This window comes from Embleya sp. NPDC059237 (genome assembly GCF_042754105.1).
Taxonomy (GTDB): Bacteria; Actinomycetota; Actinomycetes; order Streptomycetales; family Streptomycetaceae; genus Embleya.
The window spans coordinates 31872-50082 of record NZ_JBHZAE010000019.1 but is presented as its reverse complement, the minus strand read 5'-3'; the positions used below and the strand labels follow the sequence as shown (position 1 = coordinate 50082).

General features: G+C 73.8%; 16 protein-coding genes. 11 read left to right on the top strand and 5 right to left on the bottom strand.

Annotated elements, in window-relative coordinates; all coding sequences use genetic code 11:
• The first annotated feature begins 7 nt into the window (after positions 1-7).
• The 3 genes from ACFXKZ_RS41070 (at position 8) to ACFXKZ_RS41060 (ending at position 2785) form a co-directional block, all read left to right on the top strand.
• Positions 8-817 (top strand): SDR family oxidoreductase, encoded by an 810-nt coding sequence (locus ACFXKZ_RS41070; protein ID WP_380009381.1) that lies wholly within the window; start codon positions 8-10, stop codon positions 815-817.
• 41 nt (positions 818-858) lie between these two features.
• A complete protein-coding gene (locus tag ACFXKZ_RS41065; RefSeq protein WP_380009378.1) occupies positions 859-1722 on the top strand; it encodes an oxidoreductase in 864 nt (287 codons plus the stop codon).
• Between the two features lie 103 nt (positions 1723-1825).
• Complete coding sequence (locus ACFXKZ_RS41060) at positions 1826-2785, top strand: GlxA family transcriptional regulator (RefSeq protein ID WP_380009375.1); 960 nt, start codon at positions 1826-1828, stop codon at positions 2783-2785.
• A 37-nt stretch (positions 2786-2822) separates the two neighbouring features.
• Here ACFXKZ_RS41060 and ACFXKZ_RS41055 read toward each other — a convergent pair whose 3' ends face one another.
• Positions 2823-3632: a helix-turn-helix domain-containing protein gene (locus tag ACFXKZ_RS41055; protein ID WP_380009372.1), complete on the bottom strand. Its 810-nt coding sequence runs from the start codon at positions 3630-3632 to the stop codon at positions 2823-2825.
• A gap of 202 nt (positions 3633-3834) precedes the next feature.
• Positions 3835-4671, bottom strand: a complete 837-nt coding sequence (locus ACFXKZ_RS41050; protein ID WP_380009369.1) for a class I SAM-dependent methyltransferase — start codon at positions 4669-4671, stop codon at positions 3835-3837.
• Between the two features lie 100 nt (positions 4672-4771).
• On the opposite strand from ACFXKZ_RS41050, the gene ACFXKZ_RS41045 reads away from it, so the two are divergent.
• Positions 4772-5371 (top strand): TetR/AcrR family transcriptional regulator, encoded by a 600-nt coding sequence (locus tag ACFXKZ_RS41045; protein WP_380009366.1) that lies wholly within the window; start codon positions 4772-4774, stop codon positions 5369-5371.
• A gap of 226 nt (positions 5372-5597) precedes the next feature.
• On the top strand, positions 5598-5948 hold the full coding sequence (locus tag ACFXKZ_RS41040) for an STAS domain-containing protein (protein WP_380009363.1): 351 nt from the start codon (positions 5598-5600) through the stop codon (positions 5946-5948).
• A gap of 37 nt (positions 5949-5985) precedes the next feature.
• Here ACFXKZ_RS41040 and ACFXKZ_RS41035 read toward each other — a convergent pair whose 3' ends face one another.
• Entirely contained in the window at positions 5986-9297 is a 3312-nt protein-coding gene (locus tag ACFXKZ_RS41035) for an amidohydrolase family protein (protein WP_380009360.1), read from the bottom strand.
• Between the two features lie 388 nt (positions 9298-9685).
• Between ACFXKZ_RS41035 and ACFXKZ_RS41030 the strand changes: the two genes are divergently transcribed.
• Together ACFXKZ_RS41030 and ACFXKZ_RS41025 are read left to right on the top strand one after the other, a co-directional pair.
• Positions 9686-11065, top strand: coding sequence for a salicylate synthase (locus tag ACFXKZ_RS41030; protein ID WP_380009357.1), 1380 nt, complete (start codon positions 9686-9688; stop codon positions 11063-11065).
• Between the two features lie 170 nt (positions 11066-11235).
• Positions 11236-11889, top strand: a complete 654-nt coding sequence (locus ACFXKZ_RS41025; protein ID WP_380009354.1) for a GNAT family N-acetyltransferase — start codon at positions 11236-11238, stop codon at positions 11887-11889.
• Between the two features lie 57 nt (positions 11890-11946).
• Here ACFXKZ_RS41025 and ACFXKZ_RS41020 read toward each other — a convergent pair whose 3' ends face one another.
• A complete protein-coding gene (locus tag ACFXKZ_RS41020; protein WP_380009351.1) occupies positions 11947-12684 on the bottom strand; it encodes a hypothetical protein in 738 nt (245 codons plus the stop codon).
• Entirely contained in the window at positions 12681-13157 is a 477-nt protein-coding gene (locus tag ACFXKZ_RS41015; protein WP_380009348.1) for a hypothetical protein, read from the bottom strand. Before ACFXKZ_RS41015 ends, ACFXKZ_RS41020 begins: the two co-directional genes overlap by 4 nt.
• Positions 13158-13847: 690 nt before the next feature.
• Here ACFXKZ_RS41015 and ACFXKZ_RS41010 point away from each other — a divergent pair.
• From ACFXKZ_RS41010 to ACFXKZ_RS40995, 4 genes are all read left to right on the top strand, one after another.
• Positions 13848-14651: an RNA polymerase sigma factor gene (locus ACFXKZ_RS41010; RefSeq protein ID WP_380009345.1), complete on the top strand. Its 804-nt coding sequence runs from the start codon at positions 13848-13850 to the stop codon at positions 14649-14651.
• Positions 14652-14782: 131 nt separating this feature from the next.
• Positions 14783-15604 carry an SAM-dependent methyltransferase gene (locus ACFXKZ_RS41005; RefSeq protein WP_380009342.1) on the top strand — a complete coding sequence of 274 codons (822 nt, stop codon included), beginning with the start codon at positions 14783-14785 and terminating at the stop codon, positions 15602-15604.
• Positions 15605-16468: 864 nt separating this feature from the next.
• Positions 16469-17644, top strand: a complete 1176-nt coding sequence (locus tag ACFXKZ_RS41000) for an isochorismate synthase MenF (protein WP_380009339.1) — start codon at positions 16469-16471, stop codon at positions 17642-17644.
• A gap of 131 nt (positions 17645-17775) precedes the next feature.
• Entirely contained in the window at positions 17776-18102 is a 327-nt protein-coding gene (locus tag ACFXKZ_RS40995) for a hypothetical protein (RefSeq protein ID WP_380009336.1), read from the top strand.
• The last annotated feature ends 109 nt before the right edge of the window (positions 18103-18211 follow it).

Sequence of the window (18211 nt, the reverse complement as noted above, 5' to 3'; positions counted from 1 at the left end):
TGGAGCCATGACACACACCGCACGACACAGCGGCACCGCCGGCGGCACGACCCCTCGGCTTCCCCTGCACGGCCGGGTGGCGGTGGTCACCGGCGCCTCCAGTGGCATCGGCGCCGCGACCGCCCGCGTACTGGCCGCGGCGGGCGCCGACGTCGCCGCCCTCGGTCGCCGTGCGGACCGACTGGAGGCACTGGCGAAGGAGCGCGTCGACGCCGACACCGGCGGCACGATCGTGCCCGTGCCCGTCGACGTCCGCGACCTGACGGCGATGCGGCACGCCGCCGGCGTCGTGCACGAGCGGCTCGGCGCCGTCGACCTGGTCGTGGCGTCGGCCGGGGTGATGCTCGGCGGCGCCTTCGAGCAGGCGGAGACGGTCGAGTGGGACCGAATGCTCGACGTCAATGTGACCGGACTGCTGTACACGGGCCGGGTGTTCGTCGACGACCTGCCGGCCGCCGCGGCGGCCGGACGTCCCGCCGACCTGGTGCACATCGGCTCGTTGGGCGGCCAACGGCCGTTTCCCGGTTGGTCGGTGTACTGCGCGACCAAGGCCGCCGTGGCGCACCTGAGTCGGGGACTGCGCGCCGAGCTGGGCCCGCGCGGCGTACGGGTCGCCAACGTCGAACCCGGCGCCACGCTCACCGAGTTGGGCGACGACATGCACGACCCGGCGAGCCGCGAGCAACTGGCCGCGATGCGCACCGCGAACACCCCGCTGTCCGCCGAGGACGTGGCCGCCGCCGTCGGGCACGCCGTCGCCGCGCCCGCGCACGTCAACTTCGCGGAACTGCTCCTGGTACCGACGGGCCAGGGGTGAGTCCCATATCGCCCAGGAATCGACCCACGAAGGACATTTCGATGGACATACCGGCCTCCTCCGTATCCACTCCCGTCTGGTTCGTCACCGGCTGTTCGTCCGGCCTGGGGCGGGCGATCGCGCTGCACGCGCTCGAACGCGGGGACCGGGTCGTGCTGACCGCCCGCGATCCGGGTGCCGTTGCCGAGACGGTCGGCGGGTACGGCGATCGTGCGCTCGTGCTCCCGCTCGACGTCACCGACGCCGAGGCGATCGCCGCCGCCGTGGCCGCCGCCGAGGCCACGTTCGGCCGGATCGACGTGCTGGTCAACAACGCCGGCTACGGCTACCTGGCCGCCGTCGAGGAGGGTGAGGACGACGAGATACGGCGGCTGTTCGATACCAACGTCCTCGGTGTCGCCGCGATCACCCGGGCCGTGCTGCCCGGCATGCGCGCCCGGCGGTCCGGCCACGTGGTCACCATCGGCTCGATCGGCGGACTGGTCGCGTTCGGCGCGACCGGCTACTACCACGCCACCAAGTTCGCGCTGGAGGGCCTGTGCGAGTCGTTGGCCGCCGAGGTCGCGCCGCTGGGGATCCGGGTGACCATCGTGGAGCCGGCCGCGTTCCGGACGAACTGGTCCGGCCCTTCGATGCGGGAGTCCGCCGTCCGGATCGCCGACTACGCGGACACCGCCGGCGCCCGCCGGGCCGCCACGCGCGCGACGTACGGGCGGCAGCCGGGCGACCCGGACCGTGCCGCCGCCGCGATCGCCGCCGTGGTCGACGCCCCCGAACCCCCGCTGCGGCTGCTGCTCGGGGAGGCGGCGGTGCACATCGCCGACGCCCGACTGGATGCGCTGCGTGACGGGTTCGCGGCGTGGCGGCAGCTGAGCCTGGGCGCGGACTTCCCGCCGGAGAGGTGAGGTGAGCGGCTGTCCGGACCGGGCCGGGTCGGGTCGCGCGCGGTCGGTGCCCGACCCCGGGTGCGGCTGTGGCGGTTTTCCGGTGGCCGGGTACATTCCTGCCATGCACATCGTCGCCATCCTCGCCCTGGACGGGGTGATCCCGTTCGATCTGGCCACCCCGATCGGGGTGTTCACCCTCTCCCGGCTCCCGGACGGTCGGCCCGGCTACGACGTGCGGGTGTGCGCCGAGCAGCCGGAGGTCGATGCCGGCCTGTTCACCCTGCGGGCGCCGTGGGGGCTGGACGGGTTGGTGGGCGCGGACACGATCATCGTGCCCGGGACCGCCGACCCGCTGACCCCGCTCAGCCCCGCCGTGCGCGAGGCGCTGCGCACGGCGGCGCGGAACGGGACCCGGATCGCGTCGATCTGCGTGGGCACCTTCCCCCTGGCCGCCACGGGACTGCTGGACGGCCTGCGCGCCACCACGCACTGGATCGCGGCCGATCTCCTGGCCGAACACCACCCGTCCGTCGAGGTCGACCCGGACGTGTTGTACGTGGACAACGACCGCATCCTCACCTCCGCCGGCGCCGCCGCCGGGATGGACCTGTGTCTGCACATGATCCGCCGCGACTACGGTTCGGCGGTCGCCGCCGACGCCGCCCGGCTGTCCGTCATGCCGCTGGAACGCGAGGGCGGGCAGGCGCAGTTCATCGTGCACGACCATGTCCCGACACCGCAGGGTTCGGCCCTGGAACCGCTGCTCGCGTGGTTGCGGGACAACCTGGGCGCCGAACTCACCCTCGCCGACATCGCCGCCCGGGCGGGAACCAGCACCCGGACCCTGATCCGTCGTTTCCGCGAGCACACCGGCACCACGCCGCTGCAATGGCTGCACCGCGCGCGCATCCGCCAGGCCCAGCATCTCCTGGAGACCACCGGCGACCCGGTCGAACGCATCGGCGCCCAGGTCGGGTTCGGCTCGCCCACCGCCTTCCGCGACCGCTTCAAGAAGACCACCGGCGTCAGCCCCCACACCTACCGCCGTACCTTCGGCTCGGCGCAACCGGCGTGTCCCTGACCATGCCCGGCGTCCGGCCCGGGCCGCGGGTCGCGGCTCAGGACGGCCGCGACTCGACCGCCGGGAGCATGGCCAGCAGGTGTCGGCCGTCGGTGTCCTCGTGGTGCAGGAACACCACCTCACAGGTGCCGAACACCCGGAGCCGTACGTGGTGGCGCAGTCGCGGACTGCACGGCAGTACACACCGGTGCCAGCGGGTCGCGGCGGCCGGATGGGCCAGCAGGGTCCGCACCAGCGCGGCGACCGTCGGGTCGTCGCCATAGCGTACGTAGGTGAGTTGCGCGGTGGTGACCGCGTCGCGGCGGACCGCGTCGATGTCGGCGAAGGTCCCCGCCGCCTCGTCGCCGAAGATCCAGTCCAGCACGTTCGGCGGGCCCGCCGGCGCCCGGCGGTGGTGCAGCGCGGGGAAGCAGGCGAACACCATGTCGTTGGCGGCGAGCACGTTCCAGGCGTGGTCGGTGAGGATCGCCGGATTGGGGGACAACCGGCACAGGGTCTCCCGGTCGTCGTGCGACACGTCCGGGTCCGGTCTGGGCACGGGCCGGGGGAACACCGTCGAGTCCGGCCCCGTGGCCAGCAGGTGCAGCAGTCCGCGCTCGCGGTGCGGGACGCGCAACGTGTCCGCGACCCGGGCGAGCCGATGCGGGTCGAAGGCGACCCGGTCGCCCCGTTCGAGATGCCCGTACCAGCGCAGACTCACCCGGGCCCGGCCGGCGACGTCCTCCTGGCGCGGAACCCGGTTCGCCGCGCCCGCGAAGCCGAGCCCGGGTACGGCCGGGACCAGTCGGGTGCGATATCCGATCAGCATGCGGTGCAGGAGGGCGCGCCGAAGTCCCTCGTGATCCACGATCGACCTCCCGAGCCGGGGCACGGCGACAAGACGGCAGCGGCGGAGCCGGCATCACGGGTCGGCGCGGGAGGCACCGAACGCCTCCACCCTCGCGATGAGTGCGACCATCAGACACGCCCACCCCCCAAGGTCACAACCCCTCGACCACCCTCGACTGCGCCCGCCGATGGGGCGAGGCAGGCTTGTGGCGGTCAGGCGGTCAGGCGGGGTTGCGGGCCGTGGTGAGGGTCAGCGTGCCGTAGTCGACGGGGACGTTGCCGCCCGCCGCGTCGATCGCGGCGCCGAGGGCAGCCAGGAGTTCGGCCGAGACTTCGGGGGCGAGTCGGGTGTAGACGCCGATGGTGGGGACCTGGTCCAGCCACTCGTCCCGGGTGTAGGTGTGTCGCCAGTCGAGCCGCCACTGCTCCGGTTCGGCGAATGCGCCCGCCGCCCGGAGGCCGTCGGCCGCCTGGGTGCACATGGTCGCGTACGCCCGGTCGATGTCCGCCGGGGTCGGCAGTGCGGCGGGGGAGTCGGGCAGCAGTCGGCGGTGGATCTCGGCGAAGGCGGCGGCGAGTTCGGGCTCGGGCGAGGCGGCGTTCCAGAACAGGGCGAGCCGGCCGCCCGGGCGCAGCACCCGCGCCGCCTTGGCCGCGCCCGCGACCGGGTCCACCCAGTGCCAGGCCTGGCCGCAGACGAGCGCGTCGAAGGTGCGTCCGGCCGGGTCCCAGTCCTCGAACGTGGCGACCTCGACGTCGAGCCCGCGTCCGCGCGCCCAGTCGGCCATGCGCGGGTCCGGGTCGACGCCGAGCACCGTACATCCGGCCGCCCGGAAGCGGCGGCCGACGATGCCGGTGCCGCAGCCGACGTCCAGGACCTCCGGGCCCGGGGCGGCGGCGACGATGCGGTCCACCAGGGCCTGCGGGTAGCGGGGGCGGGTCCGGTCGTAGCGTTCGGCGTCCACGCCGAACGACTCCGCCGTCTCGCGGTGTCGGTGGGGCGGGATCGGGGGTTCGGGTCGGGGGGTGTGCTCCTGCCCCGACGGTATAGTGGGCATGTGCCCACTATGAATGGGCGTCTGCCCACTCGTCAATCGCCTCCCCGTCGAGCGCCGGATGCGGGGCGTGGGGCGATCGAGCCGGAAGGGGCGAGTGACCATGCCGACGGGAGTGGCCCTGCGCGACGTGCGGGAGCAACTGTTCGACGCGGCCGAGCGGGTCCTGCTCCGGGACGGGCCGAGCGCGCTGACCAGCCGGGCGGTGACCACCGAGGCGGGCTGCGCCAAGGGCGTCCTGCATCGGCACTTCGCCGACTTCGACGACTTCCTCGCCGAACTCGTCCGCGACCGGGTGGCCCGGATCGACGGCCGCGCGGCTGCGCTGCACGGCCTGGCCGGGTCGGGCGACGTCGCCGAGCACCTCGCCGAGGCGTTGATCGACCTGTTCGGATCGGTCGCCGTGGCCATCGTCGGCCTGGTCGTCTCCCGCGACGAACTGCGCGCCCGGCTGCGCCGCACCACACCCACCGGTGTGCCGATCCTGACCGAGGCCACGGCGATGATCGCCGGCTATCTCGCCGCCGAGCGTGCCCTGGGCCGGCTCGTCCCGGACGCCGATCCCGACATGCTCGCGCCCATGCTGGTCGGCACCGGGCACCTGCTCTTCGCCGACCGCAAGGGCACACCGCCCACTCGCGAGACGGTGCATCGGGCGGTGCGCACCTTCCTGGCGGGTGTGGTGTCGGGGGTCCCGCGCTGATCATCGGTGCGCACCTTCGGAAGAAGGTTCCGGAATTCATTGACGCGGGTTTCGGGGCGTCCGATGCTGGGAGCAGACCAACCCGACAGATGTCGACGAAACGCGCATACGGTACGCAAGGGAGTCGACCATGTCTCGACGACCGCGTCGCCCCGAGCCCCGCGGCGGGGGTGGATCCTCCGCACCACCGCCGCGGCCGAGCCGACCCGAGCGGTACCAACAACCCGTGCCCGCCTCGGAACTGCTGCGCCTGTACGTCACTGCCGACGGGGAACCGGTCCTGCTCCGGGTCGCCGGCGAGATCGACGTGGCCACCGGTCCGCGATTGTGTCGGGCGCTCGGCCGGCTGCTCGACAGCGGCGCGGAGCACGTGCACGTCGACCTGGCGGACGTGACCTTCTGCGACAGCACGATCGTGCATGCGTTGCTGCACGCGCGCACCCGGGCCGGCGCGCGGGGCACCACGCTGACCCTGGATTTGGGCGAATGGGCCCGCCGCCTGCTCGACATCACCGGGACGACGCATCTGTTCACGCTGCGTCGACGGCCCGAAGCGCCGCGCTCCGCCGATCCCTGATCGACTCGCGTCCTCGCCCGCCGGCGGTTCGGTGGTGTCAGCCGCAACAGCCGTCCCGCTGCAACTCCAGGGCGATGGCCAACCAGCCGTCGGCGGGCTCGGGTTCGGGGCGGGCGTGGTGGCCTGCTCCGGGCGGCGTCACCCGGGCCTGGCCGGCGGCGGGCGCGGAGGCGGCGGGCGCCGGGAAGGAGCGGACCAGGTCGTCCCGGTGGAAGGGGGTGCCGCCGCGTACCGCCGAGACGGTGCGGACCAGGGTGTCGAAGTCGGTGAACGGATCGCCGTCCACGATGGTCAGGTCGGCCAGTCTGCCCGTCTCCAGCGTGCCCAGGTCGCGGTCCACGGCGAAGAGTCGGGCCGGCAGCACGGTGGCGGTGCGCAGTGCCTGGGCGGGGGACAGGCCGTGCGCATGCAGCGCGCGCAGTCCCAGGTGCAGGTGCAGGCCCACCGGGACCAGGGGCGCGTCGGTGCCCAGGGCGACCCGGCCGCCGGCGCTCAGGATGCGACGGTAGGTGTCCATCTCGGTGCCCAGCGCGGCCAGTTGGGCGGGTGTGGGTGGGCGGCCGGCGAGTTGGCGAACCAGCGCGGTGTGCCAGGGTGGCATCAGCACGGTGACCCGGTCGTCCGCGGCCAGGGCCGGGTCGGCGCCGATCAGGGGCAGTGCGGTGAACGGCGTGGCGATCATGGCGAAGTCGCCGGTGGTGTAGATCTCGTGCACGTCCTGGTACGAGTGGCCCGTCGCGGAGACGGCGCGGCCGAACTCGATGCGCTGGGTCGCGTTCAGATGGGTCGTCAGGTCTTGGCCCACCTCGATTCCGGGCGAACACAGGTGACTTCCGGCGGGTACGCCCAACTCGTCGTGGGCGTACCGCGCCGCCTCGGCCATCAGCCACGTGGGGGCGCGCACGTACGTCTTCACGAAGTCCCAGTCGAGCGCGGCGGCGCGGGCCAGCGACCGGGTGAGCCCGGCCGGCGTGCGGTGGCTGCGGCCCATGCTGTACGCCACCCGTGCCCCGTCGAGGAGTTCGCCGGTGCTCAGCAGGCGGGGGCCGGCCAGTTCGCCGGCGTTGATCGCCTCCTTGAGCCGGGCCTGTTCGTAGGCGAAGCCGCCGAGCGAAACGGCGGTGGTGATGCCGTAGGCGAGTTGGGTGGCGGTCTGCCGGCCGCCGAAGGTGTACTGCCATGGGTGGGTGTGCGCGTCCCACAGGCCGGGGAGCACGGTGCGCGCGGACGCGTCGAGGGGTGGGGCGGCGGACGGGCGGCCGGGGCGATGCGGTTCGATCGCGGTGATCCGGCCGCGGTGGACGAGGATGTCGACGTCGTCCCGGGTGCGCTCGCCGGTGCCGTCCCACAGGCGTCCGGCGTGGACGACGAGGTCGGCCGGGGTGGGGTGGCGGTGGTCCAGCGGCACCCGGACGGTGCGGGCGGTGCCGGCGGCCACGTCGAACAGGCGCAGCCGCCCGGCGGACAGGTAGAGCAGTCGGCCGCCGTCGGCGGACCAGGACGGATGGTCGGCGGTCTCGGTGGTCAGCTGTCGCGCCTCCCCGTCCGGAGCGCCGTCGGCGCGAACGGGCAGCAGCCACAGGGCGGATTCGACGATCACCGCCATCGAGCGCCCGTCGGGGGACCAGACCGGCCCCGAGTCGTAGCGGTCGGCGATCGAGGCGTGCGGGGCGACCGCGTACAGCCGGCTTGCGCCGGCTGCCTCGTGCGCGTCGCCGGCGGGCGCGTCGACGTCGATCACCCGGATGAGGTTGTAGCCCTCACGGAAGCGCCGGTTGAGCCGGTTGCGATCGCACAGCGCCACGCGGCGGCCATCCGGCGACCAACTCGGCCGCCCCGGCAGTCCACTGCCCGACAGCGGCGGCGCGAGGACCCGTTCGGTGCCGCCGGCCAGGTCGGTCAGGACCAGGTTGCCGGACATGTCGAGGCTGACGAGCCGGCGTCCGTCGGGGGACAGGGCCGGGTGTGTGCGCCCGCCGGCCGCCAGGACCGTTTCGGTGCCGGACGCCAGGTCGAGGCGGCGTACCGCGTAGAGGCCGTCGCGGTCGTCGGCGAACACCAGGCCCCGGCCGTCGCCGGTCCAGGTCGGCGCCATGACGTAGCGTGTGGGCGCGGTGGAGAACACCCGGCGCGGCACTCCGCCACCTGAAATCGGCGCGATCCAGAGGGAGTTCAGCGCCGCGAAGACGACCTCGCGGCCGTCGGGGGACAGCGCCGGCAGATGGATGCCGCGGACCGGCCGCACCCGGTCCGTGTCGAACTCGCGGTGTTTGGCGCGGTATCGCGGCCGGTCGAGCGGCAGGGTGGCGTCGAACGCGAACTCGACGGCCGTCGTGGGGTCCTCGGGGCGGAGCAGCCGGAACCGTCCGTCCACGTTGAGCAGCAGCTCGCCGCCCGCACTCCAGCGCGGCGGCACCGGCAGCACGTCGCCGTCGATCGGGACCCGCGCGCCGTCGACGATCAGGGCGCACTCCCCGTCGGGCCGTTCGCTGTCGGACCCGCCCATCGTGCGCAGATACGCCAACCGCCCGGAGGCGGACAGCGCCGGGGTCATGATCTGTGTGCCGGGCGTGGTCTCGGTGTGCTCGACGGTCACCGGGCCGGTGCCGTCGGGGGGCACCGAGGCGACGGTGCGGGCGTCCGGGGACGCGCCGCCCGCGGCGGCCCGGACGAACAGGATCCGGGTGCCGTCGGGGGCCCAGGTCGGATCGAAGTCCTCCCACGGGCCGTCCTGGAACGGGCCGTCCTGGCCGGGCAGTCCGGTGATCCGGGTGAGCGCGCCGCCGCGCACGTCGAGGACCCAGAGGCGGTAGGGGCTGCCCGTGATCGGGTCGCCGTCGCGTTCGGACGCGAACACCAGCCTGGTGCCGTCCGGGGACCAGGCGGGCGCGCGGTCGTCCCACGGGCCGTCGGTGAGTTGCCGAAGGCCGCCGCCGTCGGGGCGCATCGTCCAGACGTGGAACCGGCCGTCCCGATACGCCGAGAAGGCCAGGAGTCGGCCGTCGGGGGCGAACACCGGGCGGCCGGGCTCCAGTTCGGGGGCGGTCAGCGCACGGGCCGGGCCACCGTCGGGCGGGATCGCCCACAACACGCTCTGCACCTCGGCGACCAGGCCGCCGCCGACGGGATCGAGCGTCGCGGCGCCGTTGGTGGCGGCGGTGAAGGACAACGAGTCGCGGCCGGCGGCGACCTCCGCGAACGGATCGTGGGCGGGCCGGGCGCCGGGCCCGATCGCGTCGCCGATCAGTGCGCCGCCCACCGCGACACCGCCGGCGGCGATCACGAACCGGCGCCTGGTGAGTCCCGAACGGGACGAACGGCCTTCGTCGGCCGGGTCGATGCTTTGCACGGAGCCTCCTGGTATACGACGCACGGGGTCGGGAGGGCGGACTTCGGCAACGTATCGGTTTGTCCGGTATGGCGATCGTCGATGCGGCACGGGAGGCCGAAGAAACCATCCCAACGGGTGAGTCGCGGTGTGGGCTTGCGGGCCGATCGGTGTGCGTGGGCGAGTGGGTGCCGCATGGACGGGTTACCCAACTCGCGTGGCATGCAGCCGAGTTGGTTTTTCTGGAGGGGTTGACGAGCGTCGGCGGGACGCCTGGATATTGCCTTGGCGTCTCTTGTTAGGTAAGGCTAACCTAAGTGGACATTGCTCTATCCGTGCGGTCGGGTGGGCGCCGCGCGCGACGCGTCGAGGCCCGGGCCGGCCGCAGTATCCGAGGACGGTGCATCCCATGACCATCGACTCCGCCGCTGCTGCCGCGCCCGCCGCTGCCGCCGCGACCGACCCGCGCCGACTGTGGGTGCGCCACGAGGGGGAGTTCGATCCGCTCGACGTCGTGGTGCGGTTGGCCGAGGCCGGGGGGTTCGAAGAGTCGGTCGTATACGAGGGGGAGGGGCGGTGGTGGTTCGCCGGCGGCGCCGTCGCGGAGGTGGCCGTGCATGCCGACGCCGTGGTCGGCAAGAGTGGGGGGCGATGTACTCGTGTGCCGTGGGAGGGGTCGCCGGCGCGGGCGATCGAGGCGGTGCTGGGCGGGCTGCCGATCGAGGACTGGCGGCTGTACGGGTGGGTGGGCTTCGAACTCGGGCGGGCCGTGGCCGGGTTGCCGGTGGGCGCGGATCTGCTCGGGCGGCTGACGGTGCCTCGGATCGAGGTGGGGGTGGACGAGACGGCGCTGACCGTGTGGGCGTGCGACATCGAGGAGTTGCGGCGGGTGACGCGGATCGTGCTCGACGGCGATCGGGCGACGGCCGCGCCGAGTCGGCCGGTCGACGTCGAGGACGACGATCCCGCGCCGTTCACGGCGGCAGTGGCGGCGACGGTGGGGCGGATCCGGGCGGGCGAGGCGGACAAGGTGGTGTTGTCCCGGCGGGTGGCGGTGCCCTGTGCCGTCGACTTTCCGGCCACCTACCTGCGGGGGCGCCGGGCGAATACGCCGGCCCGGTCGTTCCTGCTGGATCTGCCGGGACTTCGGGCCGTCGGGTTCAGCCCGGAGACCGTGGTGGAGGTTGCCGGCGATCGGACCGTGACCGTGCGACCGCTCGCGGGCACGTGTCCGCGCGACGGCGACCCCGCCTTCGACGCCCGACGGCGCGGCGCGCTGTTGCGGGACGCCAAGGAGGTGCACGAGCACGAACTGTCGGTCCGTGCCGCCGAGGCCGAACTGCGTGCCCTGTGCGAGCCGGACAGTGTCGGCGTGGACGAGTTCATGGCGGTCCGGGAGCGGGGCAACGTGCACCACATCGGCTCGCGCCTGTCGGGCCGACTGGCACAGCCGCACAGCGCCTGGGACGCCCTCGTCGCGACGACTCCCGGCCTCGCCGCGACCGGCGTCCCCAGGGCGGCGGCCTACGCGGTGATCGACGCCCACGAGCCGGGCCCGCGCGGTCTCTACGGCGGCGCCGTGATCCGGGCCGGCCGGGCCGGGGAGTTGGACGCGACGCTGGCCCTGCGGATGATCCACACCCGGGACGACACCACGTGGCTACAGGCCGGTGCCGGCATCGTCCGCGACTCCCGGCCGCCCGGCGAATACCGCGAGACCTGCCACCAACTGACCACGACGGCGCCCCACATCGTCCCCCTGCCGAACGGCTCCCCGAAGCTGCGCTGACCCTTCGTGTGCGCGCTCGCCGGTCCGTGGCGGATCGTGGTCTTCGTCACCCGGGAGGGATACCGCCCCGTTTCGGGGCCGGTCCGGCCTGCGGCGCCGGGGCCTTGTGCGGATCGCCGAAGTCTCGGTTGCAGCATGTTCGGCTCGACCACTGTCCGTCGCGTGGGGACATGCCGGAGAATGTCCCGCAGCACTGGTTCGCGAGTCGGCGGGAGAGGAGCAGGTCGTTGATCGGTTTCGCGCACCGCGCCAAGGGCGGGGCCGTCCTGGGGGCCGCTCCGGGCCACCACGGGCCGTTCGGCGCCGACGCCCCGAGCGGTCCGGGCGACATACGCCTCGTGCCGCGTCCCTACACGCATCCCGACACCCAGCGTCTGCTGCACGCGCTCTACGCCCAGCAGGTCGCGCTCTACGGCTTCGCCGACCACCCCGACACCACCGAACCGCGCGATCTGGAGCCGCCCGAGGGCCTGTTGGTGGTGGCTTACGCCGGCACCGAGCCGATCGGCTGCGGCGGCTGGCGCACCCTGCCCAGTCGCACGGCGGAGATCAAGCGGCTGTATGTGGTGCCCGAACATCGGGGCCGGGGCTGTGGTCGCCGCCTGCTGGCCACCCTGGAGCACACCGCCGCCGAGGCGGGGGCGCGGCGCCTGGTGGTGGAGACCGGCGCGCGCAACATCCGTGCGCTTGCGCTGTTCGCGGCGACCGGGTACACGCCCCGCATCCCCTATGTCGAGGGCCGTGACCCGGCGATCAACCGGGCCATGACGAAGGAGTTGTTCCGCACCCTGGGCACCCGCCCCCTGTCGGCGCCACCGCGCTGAGCGGCGCCACCGCGCCGAGCGCCACCGCGCCGAGCGGCGGCGCGCCCCGGGCCGGGGTCAGCGTCGGGGGGTCCCCCGGGCGGTGGCGACGGCGAGTTCGCGCGAGAGGGTGGGGTCGGGGACGGGTACCTCGCCGAAGTCGGGCGCGGCCGCGTCCACCGGAAGGCCGTGGATGACCCGCTCGACGGCCGGCGGCAGCCGAGGATCGGCGCCGCGATGACTGGCGGCGATCAACGCGTGCCGTACGGGATCGGTGAGCAGCGGGCGGGCGGCGCACGGCACTTCGCACGGCGCGTCGGGTGCGCTCATGCGCTCGGCCCGGCGGCGCCAGTGCACGGCGTCGCGGGTCTGGCCGTGGCTGCGGTGCAGGAGGTACAGGCAGTGTGCGGCGGTGCGGTTGCCGCAGCCGGCCGCGACCTGCCACCAAAAGCGGGCGCCGTCCCCGTGGTGGGCCAGATACAGCAGCGAGGCGAACACCAGCGCGCCGTCCGGTCCGCCCTCGTGCAGCGTGGACAAGCGCTGGAGCGCGTCGGTGGCCTGGTCGGCGTTGAGCACGACGGCCGCGGCCAGGGCGAGTTCGTGGGCGGCGCGCTCGCGGACGGCCCGGGGGCCGGACTCGGCGTCGGCGTCCGTACCGGCCTCGGCCGGGGTCGACGCGCCGAACAGGGCGGCGGCGATGGCCCGTTCCGCCTGGGCGTGGTCGTAGTCGTCGTATTCGTGCGCGAGGACGCCTTCCGCGCCCAGCATCTCGTCGATGGTCGGCCGGTGTTCGCGACGGTCGGGGTGAGTGCTCACGGGATGTCCTCGCTGGGGTCGGTCGTGCCCGGATGGGTGGCCGATCGGCGCAGCGCCCACCGCAGATCGCAGCGCACGCCGTCGGCGGTCGTACCGAGCAGGTCCGCGACCTGCTCCGCGGAGCAGCGCAGTCGGGTGCGCAGGATCAGTACGTCGTAGTGCCGCCCCGGGAGCGACGGGATGTGCGGCGACGCCGCGACGGCGATCCGCGCCGGGTGCGGGCCGTACTCGTCCAGATGTCGCCGGAACAGGGCCCAGGCGTACGCGTGCACGTTGGGGCGGCGCAGCGCGTGCGCCCACGTGCGGGCGAGGTCGAGGAGCGCTCGGGCGACGAGGGTCCGGGCCCGGTCCGGGTCGTCGAGGTGCACGCGCGCGTAGTCGAGCCAGGTCCCCGCGTGTGCCTGACGGTAGCCGTGGAACGACACGGGCAGCGTGCGGGGTTCGCCGCCGATCGCGGCGTCGGTGGGGCTCATGGGCGGGTCGGAGGGGGACGGTCTGGGCGCCGATGGTCGCTCACGGGTGTCCTTGCCTGTTCGGGGCGCGTGTCGAGACCGGATCCGCAAGGTCGTCGATGCGGACATCGACAGGACTTCGGGATGCGCTCGAGGGGACTTGACACACAGCCAAGCGGACGCGGAGGCCGTCTGTGCAAGTGCACGGGAAGTATTTTGTCCCATCCGGGGGGTTCGCCGCGCGGAACGGCGGACCGCGGCCCCCGAATGCGGCACACTCGGTACCCGCCCGGCGCAACCGGGTTCGCCGGGTCCCCCGACCGCCGGGTGGTGGTCACCCGCTCGGCGCGCGATCGACTCGCGACCGCGGCGCGGTCACCGTGCGACGGGGCTCGTCGATCCCGGATAAATGATCGTAAACATGTCAAAACCGGGCCCGTTCGATCAACGGACAGCGAATACGTACTTACGTGCAGTTAGCCTTCATCTTGCACACCCGGGCTCTCCACAGGGTTTGCTGTGCCTGGGAGCGCGCCGCGCCCCGCATCGACGCCCCGACCCACACGGGCCGGGGAGCCAACAGAGAGGTCTCCGCGTGGAGACGCAGAACCACCCTCTGCGGGTCCTCGAACCCGGCTCGCGGATGCCCCTCCCCGGGCCGGGGACGGGAGTTCCCCGCCGGACCCCACCGCGCAACAGGAAGGACGGGTCGTGACGAACCCGGGGGAACGATCCGCCGAAGGCCAACTGCCGCCCGATTTCGTCCGGTTCCACCGCAGGCACGCCACCCTGTGGTTACGGGTCGCACACCTGGAACTGGGCGCGCGCGAGCCGGCCGCGGAAGTCGTCGAACAAAGCCTGATCGAACTGGCCACGGTATGGGAGCGCGCGTCGGGACCCGTCGAACCGCTCGCCTGGCGCATGTTGCGCCGGCACATCGTCCGCCACATGCAACGCAGCGGCAAAACCTCGGCGTTCGTGTCCACCGCCGCCTTCGACCCGGCCGCCTTCGAGGCGCTGCGCCTGCCGCCGAAGGTATTCGACACCCTCGAACACCGCATCGCGCTGTTCACCGCCGTGCACGAACTGCCCCGGGACCACCACGAGGTCTTCCTGCTCACCCGGGTCCTCGGACAGAGCAACCAGGACGCCGCCCGGCTGCTGGGCATCCGGGAGAAGACCGTGCGCGAACTCCGGCGCGACGCGATCGCGCTGCTGATGCAGGGGTTGAGCGAGGACGACCCGGACACCGCGACAGCCGCCCGCCGCGTCCTGCACCTGTCCCGCGACCAACTCGCCGAACTGGAAGGGCCCATCGGCCTGTTCCGGGCCATCGCCCGGCTGCCGGACCGGCAGTTCGAGGCGATGACGCTGCGCTACGTGCTGGAGTACTCCGACGAGACGGCCGGTCGCCTGCTGGGCATGACCGCCGCCACCGTGCGCTCGAACGTGCGCCACGCGAAGGAGACGATCGCCCGCACCCTGGGCCTGCCGGAGCTCCCGGACCCGGACTGACGCGCGGTGATGTCCCCCCGATTTCGGGTAGTTCCCCGATGTGCCCCGCGGATGGGGCCGGTTCGCGATGATCGGCGGACGACGACCGGTACCGCGCGGAGGATCCGGTCGGCAACCAGGGGGAGACGACGGTGGCGGACGAGCCCGGACGCGGCACGGACAGGCCCTTGGAGATCGGCATCGAACGAGCCCACCCGGCCCGGATGTACGACTACTACCTGGGCGGCAGAACCAACTTCGACCCCGACCGCGAGGCGGCCGAGGCGGCGCTCGCGGCCTTTCCCACTCTGCGGACCACCGCCGAGGAGAACCGCGGGTTCCTGCTGCGCGCGGTCGAGCACCTGGCCCGGTCCGGCATCCGGCAGTTCGTGGACGTGGGCAGCGGCATCCCGGTCGCCGGCCGCAACACGCACGATGCGGCCCAGGCCGTGCGCGCCCAGGCCCGGGTGCTCTACGTGGACAACGACCCCATCGTGCTCGCGCACGCCCAAGCCCTGCTCACCAGCGGGCCCCGGGGCCGCACCGCCTACCTCAACGCCGACCCGCGCCGACCCGAAACGATCCTCGAGCACCCGGAGTTCGTGCGCTCGGTGGACTTCGACGAGCCGGTCGCGATGTTGCTCGTGGCGATCCTGCACTTCGTCGCCGACCACCAGGACCCGCTCGACCTGCTGCGCCGGCTGACCCGGCGGCTGCCCTCGGGCAGTCGGCTGGTGATCGCGCACGTGACCGGCGACTACGACCCGAAAGGCTGGGCCGGCCTGGTCCGGGCCTACGCCGACGCGGGCATCACCGTACGCCCGCGCAGCCGCGCCGAGGTGGCCGAACTTCTGGACGGCTGGGATGTGGAGGCGCCCGGCGTGGTCCCGGTGTCCCGATGGCACCCCACCGCCGAGCCGTCCGCCGAACCCGCGCTCGTCTCCTGCTACGGGGCGGTGGCCCGCAAGCCGTGAACGCACCGCGGACGCGCACTCGACGCGGGTCGTCGGCACTCCGGCATTCCGGGCGCCCGGCGCGGTCGAACTCGCGGGAGGGTCGGTACGGTCCCGCTGCCCGTGGTCAAGGCGCGGATCCCGGCGGCGAGTTGGGTCACGCTCGGGCCTGGGCGGATGGACAGGGCCCGCGCCGGAAGGGTTTGGAGTCGGCCGCGGGCCCGGGCCGGGGCGTGGCGGGGGACGACCAGGACCACGCCGACGCGGGCCGATCCGGGGCCCGGCGCAGCGGCCCGACGAGGCGATCCGCCCGATACTCGCCCAACACCACGACACGGGTCACGCGACGGTGTACGGGGCCGGTGTCGCCGATGTGGATCACGGCTCTCCCTTGCCGGTCGTCCGGATGGCCCTTCCACGATGTGCGCCGCCGAGGGCGGGTTCCAGTGCCGGCCACCGGCGCACCGGAGCATCCCGGCGCGCGGGGAACTCCCTTGCGCGCCGCGGGAGTCGGTGACCGGAAGGCGGCATCCGGGCGAACGGGCGGGGTCGGCGGTCCGGTACGGAACGCGCGAATCCACCTGCGGGGCAAGGCGGAACGCCCCGCGAGGCGCCCCCGTCCGTACCGGTCGGGAGCGGGGTAGGGCACGGCCGATTCCGTCCGGCGCGCAGGATGGGCCGCCGTGCTTCGGGACGCGAGCACACCACCCCCGCGCGCCCTGCCGCCGACCCGTGGCCGGATGTTGCACTGGCGGGACGGCGGTGAGCCGCGCGGGCCGTTCCCGTCGTCGACCCCGCCCGCCACGACATCCCGTACAGCTGCCACGTCGGCGGCGGCGCCGCCCGTACACGGCCGGTCGGCGTCGCGCGGAACAGGAGTCGACGATGCCCCTCGGCCCGGCCCGCTTCCTGCTCGCCACCTCCCGACACCTGCTGCGCGCCCACCCCGGGCCACCGCTGCGGGTCCGGCCCGGCCCGGGCCAGTTCGTCCGCGTCGCGCAGAGCGCCGAGCGGGCCCTGCGGCATGCCGGGCCCGGCCGGTGTGTGGTCGGCGCGCTCCCCTTCGACGAGAACACCCCCGCCGTGCTGGCCGTCGGTCGCATGTACAGCACGGCCCGCACCACCGTCGCGACCTGCGGAACGGCCCCGCCCCGGCCGGCCGGACCGTCGGCCACCGACCCCGCCTACCTGACCGCGGTCGCCGAGGTGGTGCGGCGGTTGCGGGCCGGCGACGCGCGCAAGGTGGTGCTGGCCCGCAGCCTGACCCTGGCGGGCCGATTCGACCCCACGGTGACGCTGGATCGGCTGTACCGCAACAACCCGGGCGGACACGTCTTCCGGCTCGACCTCGACCCGTGCGCGCCCGGACCCGACGCCCACCGCCCCGGCGTGCGCGGGCCCCGGCGCACCCTGGTGGGCGCCTCGCCGGAACTGCTTTTGTCCCGACACGGCGACCGACTCCTGCTCAACCCGATGGGCGGCAGCGCACCGCGACACCCCGATCCCGCACTGGACCGGGCCCGGGCCGCCGAGCTGCTCGGCTCGGCCAGGGAGCGACGCGAACACGCCCTGCTGGTGGACGAGTTGCGCCGGGTGCTGACCCCGCTGTGCACCAGGCTCGACATCCCCGACCGGCCGGGCGTGGTGGCCACCGCACGGGTGTGGCACCTGTCCACCCGGATCCAGGCCAGATTGCGCCCACCGGTGCCCAGCGCGCTGGCGCTCGCGGCGCTGCTGCACCCGACCCCGGCGGTGTGCGGACTGCCCCGCGCGGCGGCCCGGACCCTGATCGACCGCCTGGAGACCCACCCGCGCGGCTACTACAGCGGCCTCGTCGGCTGGATGGACCGGCACGGCGACGGCCGCTGGATCATCGCGCTGCGCTGCGCGGTGGTCGGCCGCTACGGCATCCGGCTGTGGGCGGGCGCGGGCATCCTGCCCGAATCCGACCCGGAGGCCGAACTCGCGGAGACCAGCGTCAAGTTCGCCACCATGCTCGACGCCCTCGGCCCGCTCCCGGTGGAACACCGCCTGGTCCCGATGCCACCGCGCCACGCGTGAACGCACGCCGACGCGCGAGACACGCCCTCGTCCGGGCGAACCGGTCGGTTGCTGCGTGGTGGGGAGGTAGACCGGTCACGGGACCCGGCCCTCCCGGGTCCCGTGACGACCACCCCGATTCGGAGATCCGTATGTACTCGCTGAAGCGGTTGGGCCGGATGGCCGCGACCACCGGTGCGGCGCTCGTGCTCTGTACCGCGATGTCCACGAGCGGCGCGTACGCCGCCACGGGCACGTTCACCTACGTATCCCCGGACTCGGGTGCGTTGACGATCGAGAACCCGGCGAACGGGGAGTGCCGGCTCCTGCTCCAGGGTGCGGTGCAGGTGGAGAACGGCACTGACGCAGGCGCCCGCCTGTTCGCGGACCGGGGCTGCGAGGAGCCGCTGAGCGTGCTGGCACCGGGCGGGTCGGCGAACTTCGAGGAGCCGATTCCGCACAGCGTGATGTTCGGCTGAGCGGGTCGCCGGCGCCGGCTCCTTCGCTTTCGCGCTTGCGCTCGGGGTCGCCTTCGCCGAGGCGGGTGTGCTCCGCCTCGGCGGCGTCCTCCGGGTGTTGTTCGCGGCC